The organism is Paenibacillus zanthoxyli JH29 (assembly GCF_000520715.1).
GTDB lineage: Bacteria > Bacillota > Bacilli > Paenibacillales > Paenibacillaceae > Paenibacillus_AQ > Paenibacillus_AQ zanthoxyli.
This window is the reverse complement of the sequence record NZ_ASSD01000456.1, coordinates 1-11,785: the sequence shown is the minus strand read 5'-3', so window position 1 is coordinate 11,785 and position 11,785 is coordinate 1. Positions and strand designations below refer to the sequence as shown.

Below are 11,785 nucleotides of genomic sequence, written 5' to 3'. Positions count from 1 at the left end.
GGCGGCAGCGGATACAAAGGCAGCCGTGAAGGTTCGAGCTATCGTGGCGGAGAACGCAAATTCCAGCGTCCTGCCGACGGTGAGCGCCGCACGCCGAAGCGTGAGGATTCTTTCGATATTTAAGCTCGGCGGGCTGTTGATAAGCCCAGAGCAGCATAGAAGACGGTGCGCATCATGTGCGGCCGTCTTCTTTTTTACCTCTATACAACCAAGGGCAGAGCGCCGCCCAAACTTACATGATTGAGCTATGGAAATGCCGTGGTGAAATAAGGTATAGTTAAGCTATGCAGTAGCGAAGAGACAGGAGGAAGGAAAGTGGAGTTTAAAGGCGCAATGGGCGGTTTATACCGTATCACGGAGTGGATTTCACGCATAGCGTTCAGCAATGTGCTGTGGACCTTATGCTCATCTCCGTTTTTGTTTTTTATCGTGATGAAATTCATGCTGATGGCGACGGGCCAGGGGGGGGCAAACGAGCAGGTCACCTTGAACTGGGGTCTTGCCATCACGGCTCCGTTTACCGTTTTTCCGGCAACGTCGGCGCTGTTCACGGTGGTCCGCAAGTGGGTAATGGGCAATACAGATGTAAGCACATTCAAGACTTTTTTTCTAGGATATAAGGAGAATTACCTGAAGAGCATGCTTGGCGGTCTGATCTATACGCTCTTGTTCGTCGTGATGTACTTTGATGTGACGATTTATATGACACAAATGGCCGATTTTAAGATTGTTGGTATTTTGATGCTTGTTCTGATGATTGTCCTTATGGTGTCGATGTTCAACTTTTTTTCTGCTGTCGTTCACTATCAGATGACCTTCAAGCAAGTAATGACCAACTCCATTCTGCTTACCATCGCCCGTCCAATCCGGGTGTTTACAACCCTCGTGGCCGGTGTTGTGCTCGCTTACATCGGTTTGAGATATCCTGCACTCTATTTTGTATGTATTCCAACGCTGATCGCCATGGTTGCTTTCTTTAATTTCTACGCTACCTACAACAAATTGCAGCTTCAGGCGGAAACGAGAAAGCGTCAGGAAGAAGAATCTCTAGAGGCTGAGCACAGCGCGGATAATGAAGAACCGGAAGAAAATTCAGAGAAAGTCAACCTTTCCAAAGAGACGCCGGACGGGGAGCAGCCCCGCCTTTAATTCAGCGTTTTCTGCTGCAGATTGTTATCCATATATAAAAAGAAAAATCGTCTCATGTAAAATAAAGCGCATACAAGGTTTACTTTTTCGTTAAAACGCAATATAATAGGGCTAAATCCTGCGATGTACGTTATCGGCTGCTCGTTGTTTTGAACCAATGATAATGTCTTGGGAGATCTACATGAAGCGCAGCTGAAAGGCCCTGTCTATATGACAAGGGGACTTCAAAACCGCAACTGCGATCACCCACCTGCTATTGCAGGTTCAGAAGACACTGTAGCCGGACGGCATAGGCGGGTTTTCTTTTATCGCGTACGAAGGCGCCCAAGTACCCTGAGCGGGAGACTGGGCGCCTTCTTGTGTGCCGAAATGCAGACTGCAGCGGGATTAATAAGCATTTTACTTTTGTTCCTGGGACAAGAGTGATACACTGAAATAAGTGAACTTGGGATATGAGGGGGAAGTAAGTTGTCTTTAAAAAGAACCTTGGTCGGCTTGTTTCGCAGTCATGAAGGAACGAGTGACCGCGCCAAAGAACCCGCTTTGAAAACGCGCTATTACAACCTCACCAAAGAAAAGGGATGGGAGGAAGTGTCCTCCACGTTAAAGAAAATTCCAGGCTTTAGAGTACTTCATGAAGTTCAATCCGTGGGAGAGATTACGCTGGAGAAAAAGACGGCATTCGGCCGGACACTGGATATTACCGTTTCCGTGCTTAATACGTCACCAACGCGGTGTGCGGTTGACGTCTATTCGGCGTCCCGGGGCTCGCTTGGCGATTTGGGCTCGAACTACCGGGTCATTCAACGCCTCTACGAGACGCTGGACAAGAAGATCGGCAAATATAAGCTCGATTAAATCCTGTTGCGCCGCTTAGCGAAGGAAAGCGAGTATTGTATGCGCTTATATTATGGAAGAAACAAATTTCCCCATCTTGGCCAAGATGGAAAATGGCTTGTTTTGGCTTGCAAAAAAAGCGGGAGAAGGTGTGCCTTCTTCCGCTTTTTAAAAATATAAGAATTTATAAGCTGAGCGCTTATCATTTTGTCTTATATTTCTACGAGAAACGATACCGTCCCTAACAGGACGACGAAGCCGTTTCTTCTTGACATAATAGTGTAAGTACGCTGTTACAACAAGCTCTTGACTGCGCTAATAGCGGCTTCGTAGTTTGGATGCTCCGCCATTTCGCCTAGATATTCCACATACGTGATCTTGTCATCTTTATCAATGACAAAGATAGAGCGCATATCCAGCTTGAATTCCTTGATCAGCACGCCGTAGGCCTCGCCGAAGGCGTTCGTTTTGTAGTCCGAGAGTGTAATGACACGGTCGATTCCTGCGGCGCCGCACCAACGGGCTTGAGCGAACGGAAGATCGGCACTGACGGTCAGAATGACGACCTCATCGCCAAGCTCGGCAGCTTCACTGTTAAATCGGCGGGTTTGTGCGTCGCAGACGCCGGTATCAAGCGAAGGAACTACGCTGAGGAGCTTTACTTTACCTCTGAAATCTTTCAAGGTAGCTTCCTCGAGCAGATTTTTGCTGAGTATAAAATCGGGGGCCGGATCGCCGGCGCTCAGTTTCGGTCCTATAAGCGTGATCGGATTTCCCTTAAAAGTGGCTGCGCCTGTTCTTTCTTGCGTCACTTATTATTCCTCCTTGAACTAACAAAATTGGCTTGTTGCTGCCACAATAAATTATAATCTTTTTAATGAGACCCTGTCCAACCTGGGACGTATATAGAACAAGAAAGGAAGAGAAGGGTGGCGCCATGATATTCATCCGTTATGAAAACTGGAAAAGCTATCTTAAATTTTATCCTGTTACAAGCCTCATCATTTTAGCAAATATCGTTATGTTTATGGTGCTGACGCTGAACGGGGGCTCGACAAATCCGGAGACTCTGCTGCGCTTCGGCGCACTAGCGGATGCCGGACCGGAAAGAACAGAGTTGTGGCGGTATGTTGCATCGATCTTTCTGCATAACGGGTTTACGCACCTGTTGTTCAACGGCTTTGCGCTGCTTGTATTTGCCCCGCCGCTTGAACGGCTTATGGGCTGGTGGCGTTATGTGCTGCTGTATGTGTTAGGCGGGGTGGTCGGCAATATTTTGTCCAATGGAGCATGGGGAGGCGGCACGGAGGAAGTGATAACGGTCTCGGTTGGCGCCTCAGGGGCGATATTTGCCGTATATGGCGCATTCTTGTATATCGCCCTGTTTCAGCGCACTATGATGGATGAAGGTTCTCGCAGGACGCTCTATGGCCTGCTGACGATGGGGATTATTATGTCCTTCGTTACGCCAAATGTGAACTGGACCGCCCATATTGGCGGTTTAATCGGCGGCTTCTTCCTATATGGCCTCATTATTCGGGTGCTGCCCCGCAGGCGGCCGCGAGGATGAGAATGATCCGGTTAGAAAGAAGCGCAGGACGGAGGCGATTGTGGCGTGGAGCTTAGACAACTACAGTATTTCTTGAAGGTTGCCCAGAAAGAGCATGTCACCAAAGCGGCTGAGGAGCTGCATGTGGCGCAGTCGGCGGTCAGCCGGCAAATCCACCTGCTGGAGCAGGAACTGGGCATTGATTTATTTATGCAAAAAGGCAGGAATTTGCACCTTACACCGGTAGGCCAGCTGTTCTGTAAGCGGGTGGAAACGATCCTAAAGGATCTGGACCGGTCCGTGGCCGAAATACATGAATTTCTGGACCCTGAACGGGGGGAAATCCGGATCGGTTTTCCCAACAGCGTCGGGACGCATTTGATCCCTACCATCGTAGCGGAATTCCGCAGGCATTATCCGCATGTCAAATTCCGCTTTAAGCAGGGGATGTATCCCTCTTTGATCAAGGATGTGCTCTCCGGTGAGGTGGATTTGGCTTTCATATCCCCTTGTCCGGACAGTGACGAGCAATTGATCGGGGATGTGGTCATGACGGAAGAGCTATTCGCGATCCTTCCTCAGAATCATCCGCTTGCCCAGGAGAAGATTATACGTCTTGAACAGCTGAAGGATGAACAATTCGTGCTGTTCAGTCCGGGTTATTCGCTGCGTCCGATCGTCTGGCAGGCCTGTCTGAAAGCGGGATTTACACCGCAAATCGCGTTTGAGGGAGGAGAGACGGACACAATACGCGGCCTTGTTGCTGCGGGAATGGGTGTCAGTCTGCTGCCGGAAATAGCGCTGTACCCGACGAGCTCGCTTCAACCGGCTCAGGTGAGAGTGGAAGAGCCGGCGGTTACCCGAACAATCGGACTTATACACCGCTCGGACGGCAGGCTCCCGTTGGTCGCGCGTTCGTTCAGGGCTTTTCTGCTGACTTATTTCAGAACGCGGCAAAATAATACCCCGGTCGGCTCCTAGAGCCTTCCGGGGTTTATTGTGATACAAGAGCCAATTTGTACAGCTGCTGTTAGTCGCGATTGCTGGTATAGACCAAAATCAGGCGAAGCAGCTCAAGTACGGAGACTAGAGCGGCGGCAACGTAGGTCAGCGCTGCGGCGTTAAGCACTTTGGCGACTCCTCGTTCTTCATCGTTTCGGATAAAGCCCTGCTCCACCATGACTTGGCGGGCCCGGTTGCTGGCATTGAATTCCACCGGCAATGTTACAAGCTGAAAGGCTACAGCCGCCGAGAAGAAGATTATGCCAAGGCCGATCAAATTCAGAGAACTGAACAGGAAGCCGGCGAGCAGCATGAAAGGAGCGACGCCCGAAGCGAAGTTAACGACCGGGAACATCCGGTGGCGAAGCACCAGCATCGGGTAGTGAACTTTGTGCTGAATGGCATGCCCTACCTCGTGGCAGGCAACGGAGACAGCTGAAATGGAGCGTTCATAATATACTGGCTCCGACAAACGGACAACCCGGTGAATCGGGTCATAGTGGTCGGTAAGGGCGCCTGGGACGGGCTCAATCGGCACATCGCCGAGACCATTGGAATCCAGCATTCGTCTTGCGGCCTCGTATCCGGTCATTCCGTTCAAATTGGCAACCTGAGACCATTTGTTAAAGGTTCCCTTTACCCTGAACTGAGCCCATAACGAGAATAGAAAAGCTACTATTACTAATAGATACATCATTTACTCATTCCTCCACTTTCTGGTCGATTGAATTAGAATGGCGGCACTTGCGTCAATAGAAGACGTATGGCCTCAATGCAGGCCGCTCCCTGCGGAATCAGATGAGCCAAGGCAAGTTTGGCCTGTCCCGGCTTCATCCGGCTCAGCGCCGGTTCAAGCGCCTTAACCTCACGCCGGAGCTGCTGCATATGGGCCTCAAGCTCTGCCAGCTTGCTCGATACATCGGGATCGGACGCTGCCGCGTTCCACCTGGCTATAATGGACTTAATTTCTTCCAAAGTATATTTTTCTTGCTTCAATTGATTAATACGTTCCAGAGTAGCCAAGGTTTCATCGCTGTATAGCCGGTAATTTTTCATACTTCTTGTCTCGGGATGAATCAGTCCAAGCTTGGTGTAATAATCAATAGTACGCTCGCTGATATTAGCCGCTTTGGCCAGTTCGCCGATCCGGTATAGATTCATATCCCCATGCTGCTCACCTCGCAGAAGGAAATGTTGAGGCTCCGGGCGGAATGGATGCCATATTTCCTTGATTTGTCTATTTAATGATATCAGACTAAAAACCATACAGTCAAACGTCACGCTTTCAAAAGTATATTCATCAAATTCCCGATTAATGCTGCTAATTATTTACTAAAAATTTCTTTCCCGTTTCGTGAAAAATTGTCTTGTCAATTTTGCTTCGTTTTGCTTATAATGACATTAAGAGTTTCATGATTTGTTAGAATATATTACATAGGGGAGTGGGGAGTAATGAAGAGAAAGTGGTTATGTTTTGTGTTAGCGATGCTAACGCTGACGATTTACCCGGTCAGCGCTTTTGCCGCTGACGGACCTACTGCTCCGGACCTGCAAATCGGTCTGGACACAGCTTTTACTTATTTGGCTTTTATTCTGGTATTCTTTATGCAAGCTGGCTTTGCCATGCTTGAAGCCGGTTCGGTCCGGATGAAGAATGCGGGCCACGTTGCAGGTAAGACGGTGCTGACGCTTGCAATTGCAAGCATTTGCTTCTGGGCGCTGGGCTTTGGCTTGGGCTTCGGCAACGGCAACGACTTCTTCGGTACAACGGGCTTTGGATATGGCGGTGATTCGATGGCTGCTTCCTTTGAATCGCTGGCATTCTCAGACGTTACCCTGAACGTGAAATTCCTGTTCCAAATGGCGTTCGCGGCTGTTTCGCTTGCTATCGTCTCCGGCGGTATGGCGGAACGCGCGAAGCTGAGCGTATATATTATCTTCGGTATTTTGTTCTCCATCTTTATTTACCCTGTTGTCGCTCACTGGGTATGGGGCGGCGGCTGGCTGGCATCGATGGGCATGCAGGACTACGCAGGTTCGACAGTTGTCCATCTGACGGGTGCAACGGCGGCGGTAGTCGCTACAATCCTGCTCAAACCTCGCCTTGGCAAATTTAACAAAGAAGGCAAGCCGGTTATTATTCCGGGACATAACCAAGTATTTACGGTTCTCGGCGTTATCATTCTGTGGTTCGGCTGGTTCGGATTCAACCCAGGCAGCGCACTGAGCCCAATGGGCGGATTCTTCGGTTATGTGGCCCTGACCACGAACATTGCTGCGGCAGCGGGCGGTCTGGCAGCTCTGGTAGCCTCTTGGCTGTACTTCGGCAAATCTGATATCCCGGCGATGCTGAACGGCGTTCTGGCCGCTCTCGTAGCGATTACCGGCGCCTGCGCCTTCGTTGAACCTTGGGCAGCTTTTATTATCGGCCTTGTTGCCGGCGCATTTACATTCATGACTTCGCAATGGCTGGAACGCGCGGGTCTTGACGATCCGATCTACGCTTTCTCCGTACACGGCATCGCCGGTATGTGGGGTGCGGTATCCACTGGTTTATTCGCAACTCCTGAACTCGCTAAAACTGTAAATGTCGGTCAAGCCGGTCTGTTCTATGGCGGTGGCTTCCACCAACTTGGTGTTCAGGTTCTCGGTGTAATTGGAACCTTTGCCTTCGTAGCAATCCTGTCCTTCATCTTCCTGTATATCATGAAGCTGGTAAGCGGCATTCGCGTTACGGAAGAGGAAGAATTGATGGGTCTGGACATCAGCGAACATGGCACTTACGGTTATCCTGAGCAAATGAAGCTGATTTCGGAATCCGAATCCCGGAAGAAATAATTATAATATAACATCAGGGAGGCGGGCCGAGTGACCCATGCGGAGTCCGACGATTGGGACTATAAGGCGGTTCATGAGTCCATCGTAACATCCGGTTCGCCCCAGGAGCTGAAGACAAGGCGCATAGCCTGTCAAAGCATTCTCCTGGAACAGTTAAATGTTATCCCCATTGAGGAATGGATGCTGCGTGTCAATGCGATGCATGATGCTATCGCAGAAGCGGCGGTTGTTTTATCCGAGGCGCAGATGATTGAGGCGGGCCATGGCCCGCCTCCCTGCGCTTATTCCTTTATTGTGTTCGGCAGCGCAGGCAGAAAAGAAACGACGCTGTGGAGCGACCAGGATAACGGGCTGATTATTGAAGGAGAACCGGAGGAAGCGAAGGAGAAGTATTTTGAAGAATTCGGGATCAGGCTTTCCTTACTGTTGGCTAATAGCGGATATGAGAAATGCGAGGGCAAGGTCATGGTTTCCGAGCCGATGTGGCGGAAGACTCTGACTGAATGGAAGGAGCAGATTACGGGCTGGAGAACCCAGTTTGAATGGGAACCCATTCGATATTTGATAATCTGTTCCGATATGCGCCATGTTGCGGGAGACCGAAGCCTCTCCGAGCAGTGGCTAAATTTTTATCATGAAGGGTTCATCGATAACCCCAAGCTTTGGGCGGCTGTTCTGCGAAATACCGTCCGTCATAAAGCGACGCTTAATCTGCTCGGGCAGGTGCTCACTGAAAGATTCGGGGATCATGCCGGCGGATTTGACGTCAAATATGGGCTATACATTCCGTTAGTTAACGGTGTGAGATATTTTGCTTTGCAGCATGGAATTCGCAAGACCTCGACATTAGAAAGACTGGAAATACTGAGCAAGGAGTACCAGCATTTGCCGGAAGGTGTGCGAAGCGCGTTCCTGACGGCGCTAAAGATGAGGGTCAGCACTCCCTATTCGGTTCATGAGGGACTCTTGTCGGGTAGTGATTTTGCATCTGAAAATGAACTGAGGAACAGGCAGCTGATGTCCGAACTGCGAGACAGCTTACTGCTTGTCAGACGCATCCATCGGGTTCTGCAGCGCCAGCTCCGGTCAGCTGAAAGGAGACAGCTATGAAGGAGCCGAACAAAGGCGGCGGGTTCTGGAACAACTTAAGACACGGCGGCATGCCGTCTGCGATCGCTTCGATTCGTGGCGGTGAATCCGCACAGCAGACTGCTCAGCAAATGGCTTTTATCAGGTCTTTGATGAGGGAGAAACGCCGGCCGGAGGTGCTGCATACTCCGCTATCCGAGCTGGAGACCATTGTGTTTGATTTGGAAACGACTGGGTTTTCCAGTCAACATGGGGATGAGATTCTGTCATTCGGGGCGATTAAGGTCGTCGGGGAGGAGGTCAAGGAAGACGAGTGCTTTTACACGCTTGTTAATTGCCAGACCTCCATTCCGGCGAATATAACCGAATTGACGGGAATTACCGAAGAAATGTCCAAGGCCGCGCCTTCGCTTATTGACGGACTTCATAATTTTATGTCATTTGTAGGAAAAAGAGTGTTGGTCGCCCACGCCAGCGCTCATGACAAATCGTTTCTGAATGCGGCGCTGTGGAAAACGTCGAAGGTACAGCTTACCCATCGTGTGTTGGATACGATGATGCTTGCGCGCTGGCTGGAGCCAAACCGTGGCAACTACACGCTTGATGAACTGTTGACGGTGCATGGAATCCCGATATGCGGAAGACATAATGCGCTGGAAGACGCCAAAATGACGGCTAAGCTCTGGGTGTCTTACCTGCGTGAAATTTCCCAGCACAAGAAGGTGGAAACACTGGGCGATCTGTATGCTTACTTGAGCAGAACCTGAAGCGGTGTTTCAATCAGCGAGACCGATCGTTCTCCGCCTTCGGTTCGGGTGCGCTGAATGCTATACCCGTTCAGAAGAATGGGATTCGCCGGCTCTTTGCCGGGAGCGCCAATCAAATATACCGCGAAATGGTCACCCAGACCGGTTAATCCGTCAAGGTCGGCGGAAGAGGGCTGGGGGGCTGCAAGCGGATGGGAGTGGAACAGGCCGATCGGAGGAGGCGCAAGATATAGCGCCGAGATCCAGTCTGCCGGATGCGGGACAAAAGCATGCAGCGGGTCAGGCGCTACGTTGCGCATAGGCAAATAGGTGTCGATGCGCATGCCGCCCGCTGCGGCAGCACCCAGCAGGACGCCGCATGCTTCATGCGGAAGAACGGATGCCAAATGCTTCCCCAGCGCTTGGTATACGGAAGGTTTTAGCCATATAGGCGGAACTGTTCCCTGGAATGCTGTCATTGTTCACCCCTCTCTCTTCATTGGGTTTCGTCCTGGACGAAATCCCCTTTTTTTATCCAAAAAATACTATTCCGCTCGGGAAACGCTCAGATTAACTAAGAAACTGACGATGTACACGTGGTATTTCCAATGCTTCCGTTTGAAACCTGCTTAGACGGGGGTACAATAGGAGTGAACAACTCCATATGTAAAGGAAAATCTACGATGAAGATGGCAAACCGCAGAAACCTGGTAATCGTCATTTTGGCGCTAGTTGCGGTATCCGTTATTTTGCTGCAATATCGCGGAGACGAGACGGAAACCGCTCAGCATCTTACAGATGCGCCGCCGGCTGAACAGGCCATTCTTCCAGCTAACGGCAAGACCCTGCCGACCGAGAGCGGACCCAAGGCTGGACTTCTGGCGCCCTCTTTTACGATTCAGGGTGAGAATGGGACGACTTATGCAATCGGCGGAGCAAGGGATAAGGCCGTTCTGCTTAATTTCTGGGCTTCCTGGTGTGATCCGTGCCAGGTAGAAGCGCCTGAACTAAACAAAATAGCCGAGAAGTACAAGGATACGCTCGATGTTTATGGGATAAATGTCACAAGCTACGATTACAAAGCTAATGCGGAGCGTTTTGTGAACAAGTATAAGCTTATCTTTCCCGTGATGTTCGATCTTAAAGGAGAGGCTTATGCCAAATACAAGGGTACCGTGTTTCCTACCAATGTTCTGATCGACCGCAGCGGCGTTATTTCCGAAATTATTCTCGGGGGATTGACCGCAGAGCAGCTTGATGTGAAACTGGAGAAGCTGATGCAGCAACAGCGGTTGTAAGAACAGCACGACTAACAGAGGCCAACTGAACTTTTATTGAGCTGTTCTGAGTGACCCGATTTGGTTGCTGACGCATGGTGGCGAAATCGAACTTATGTTGTGAAAAAAGAGCCGTTTCCGTGCGGATGCGCAGGGGAAGCGGCTCTTTGGCATTCTCTAGCTGGTTGTTACTATTGAGCGGTTAAATTAATGATTGACCAGGCCGCGCTGCCCAAAATCCAGAAGATCGGTCACTTCCGGCGACATTTGACCGAGCAGGGCGTAGCGCATACTGTCGACCAGCGCTTCCCAGCTTGCCTCGATAACGTTGGCGGATACGCCGACAGTGCTCCAGGTATCGCTGTAATTTTTGGATTCGATCAGCACGCGGACCTTCGCGGCAGTCTGATCCTTCTCATCCAGCACACGGACCTTGTAATCGGACAGATGCATGTCTTTCAGCTGCGGGAAATGAGCCAGAAGCGCCTTGCGCAGCGCATTATCCAGAGCATTGACAGGGCCGTTGCCTTCACCGGCGGTATAAAGAGTTTCGCCTCCGACCTTCAGCTTGACGAAGGCTTCCGAGACAACCGGCTTTCCGGCGGATTTCTCTACGAGCATCTTGAACGACTCGAAGGTGAACAGTTCATTCATTTCGCCCGTCGCTTCACGGAGCAGCAGCTCCAGCGAAGCATCGGCGCCTTCGAACTGGTAACCCTGATGCTCCAAATCTTTGATCTTGTCGATCACTTTGCGCGCCTGCTCGCTGCTAGGGTCAAGATTCAGGCCCATATCCTGCGCTTTGGACAGTACATTGCTCTGACCGGCCAGTTCCGAGACCAGCACGCGCTGCTTGTTGCCAACCAATTCGGGCGCGATATGCTCGTAGGTACGGGAGTCACGCAGAATGGCGGAGACGTGAATGCCTCCCTTATGCGCAAACGCCGCACTTCCCACATAAGGCTGATTTACCGGCATATTAACATTGGCGACCTCGCTGACGTAGCGGGCCGTATTCGTAAGCTGCGGCAGAGATTCAGCGGGAATGCAGCTGTAGCCCATCTTGAGCTGCAGTGTCGGAATGATAGAACAGAGGTTGGCGTTGCCGCAGCGCTCGCCGTATCCGTTGATCGTTCCCTGCACCTGCCGGGCACCGGCCTCTATTGCGCTGAGCGCGTTGGCTACGGCAAGCTCACAGTCGTTATGGGTATGGATACCAAGCGGCGCGCCGGGCAATTGAAGGGCCAAAGAAGAGATGATATCCCGGATCTCATGCGGCAGCGTTCCTCCATTGGTAT

The 11,785-nt window shown here is 50.9% G+C and carries 13 protein-coding genes and 1 other RNA gene; 9 read left to right on the top strand and 5 right to left on the bottom strand.

What is annotated here, in order from left to right:
- Positions 1-315 precede the first annotated feature (315 nt).
- From L691_RS0117610 to L691_RS0117605, 3 genes are all read left to right on the top strand, one after another.
- Entirely contained in the window at positions 316-1,149 is an 834-nt protein-coding gene (locus tag L691_RS0117610) for a YesL family protein (protein ID WP_025691738.1), read from the top strand.
- Positions 1,150-1,261: 112 nt separating this feature from the next.
- A non-coding RNA gene (gene ssrS / locus L691_RS31415) (6S RNA) lies at positions 1,262-1,453 on the top strand.
- Between the two features lie 164 nt (positions 1,454-1,617).
- Entirely contained in the window at positions 1,618-2,007 is a 390-nt protein-coding gene (locus L691_RS0117605) for a DUF1499 domain-containing protein (protein WP_025691737.1), read from the top strand.
- 272 nt (positions 2,008-2,279) lie between these two features.
- Here L691_RS0117605 and tpx read toward each other — a convergent pair whose 3' ends face one another.
- A complete protein-coding gene (gene tpx / locus L691_RS0117600; RefSeq protein ID WP_025691736.1) occupies positions 2,280-2,798 on the bottom strand; it encodes a thiol peroxidase in 519 nt (172 codons plus the stop codon).
- A 125-nt stretch (positions 2,799-2,923) separates the two neighbouring features.
- On the opposite strand from tpx, the gene L691_RS0117595 reads away from it, so the two are divergent.
- Both L691_RS0117595 and L691_RS0117590 read left to right on the top strand, forming a co-directional pair.
- Complete coding sequence (locus L691_RS0117595; RefSeq protein ID WP_025691735.1) at positions 2,924-3,556, top strand: rhomboid family intramembrane serine protease; 633 nt, start codon at positions 2,924-2,926, stop codon at positions 3,554-3,556.
- Between the two features lie 45 nt (positions 3,557-3,601).
- Positions 3,602-4,516 carry a LysR family transcriptional regulator gene (locus tag L691_RS0117590; RefSeq protein WP_025691734.1) on the top strand — a complete coding sequence of 305 codons (915 nt, stop codon included), beginning with the start codon at positions 3,602-3,604 and terminating at the stop codon, positions 4,514-4,516.
- A gap of 49 nt (positions 4,517-4,565) precedes the next feature.
- Here L691_RS0117590 and L691_RS0117585 read toward each other — a convergent pair whose 3' ends face one another.
- Entirely contained in the window at positions 4,566-5,234 is a 669-nt protein-coding gene (locus L691_RS0117585; RefSeq protein ID WP_025691733.1) for a zinc metallopeptidase, read from the bottom strand.
- A 32-nt stretch (positions 5,235-5,266) separates the two neighbouring features.
- Complete coding sequence (locus L691_RS0117580) at positions 5,267-5,698, bottom strand: MerR family transcriptional regulator (RefSeq protein ID WP_025691732.1); 432 nt, start codon at positions 5,696-5,698, stop codon at positions 5,267-5,269.
- Between the two features lie 291 nt (positions 5,699-5,989).
- On the opposite strand from L691_RS0117580, the gene L691_RS0117575 reads away from it, so the two are divergent.
- The 3 genes from L691_RS0117575 to L691_RS0117565 are packed head-to-tail and all read left to right on the top strand — an operon-like array spanning position 5,990 to position 9,231.
- Positions 5,990-7,375: an ammonium transporter gene (locus tag L691_RS0117575; protein WP_025691731.1), complete on the top strand. Its 1,386-nt coding sequence runs from the start codon at positions 5,990-5,992 to the stop codon at positions 7,373-7,375.
- Between the two features lie 30 nt (positions 7,376-7,405).
- Entirely contained in the window at positions 7,406-8,485 is a 1,080-nt protein-coding gene (locus L691_RS0117570; protein WP_025691730.1) for a DUF294 nucleotidyltransferase-like domain-containing protein, read from the top strand.
- On the top strand, positions 8,482-9,231 hold the full coding sequence (locus L691_RS0117565; RefSeq protein WP_025691729.1) for an exonuclease domain-containing protein: 750 nt from the start codon (positions 8,482-8,484) through the stop codon (positions 9,229-9,231). The genes L691_RS0117570 and L691_RS0117565 overlap by 4 nt, the downstream gene beginning before the upstream one ends.
- On the opposite strand, the gene L691_RS30745 is transcribed toward L691_RS0117565, so the two are convergent.
- Positions 9,213-9,689 (bottom strand): Mov34/MPN/PAD-1 family protein, encoded by a 477-nt coding sequence (locus L691_RS30745; RefSeq protein ID WP_025691728.1) that lies wholly within the window; start codon positions 9,687-9,689, stop codon positions 9,213-9,215. The two genes, L691_RS0117565 and L691_RS30745, sit on opposite strands and share 19 nt — an antisense overlap.
- A 204-nt stretch (positions 9,690-9,893) precedes the next feature.
- On the opposite strand from L691_RS30745, the gene L691_RS0117555 reads away from it, so the two are divergent.
- Positions 9,894-10,508, top strand: a complete 615-nt coding sequence (locus L691_RS0117555) for a TlpA family protein disulfide reductase (protein ID WP_025691727.1) — start codon at positions 9,894-9,896, stop codon at positions 10,506-10,508.
- 186 nt (positions 10,509-10,694) lie between these two features.
- Here the strand turns inward: L691_RS0117555 and cimA are convergent.
- Positions 10,695-11,785: citramalate synthase (cimA, locus tag L691_RS0117550; protein WP_025691726.1), on the bottom strand; the 1,091-nt coding region annotated here is incomplete at its 5' end.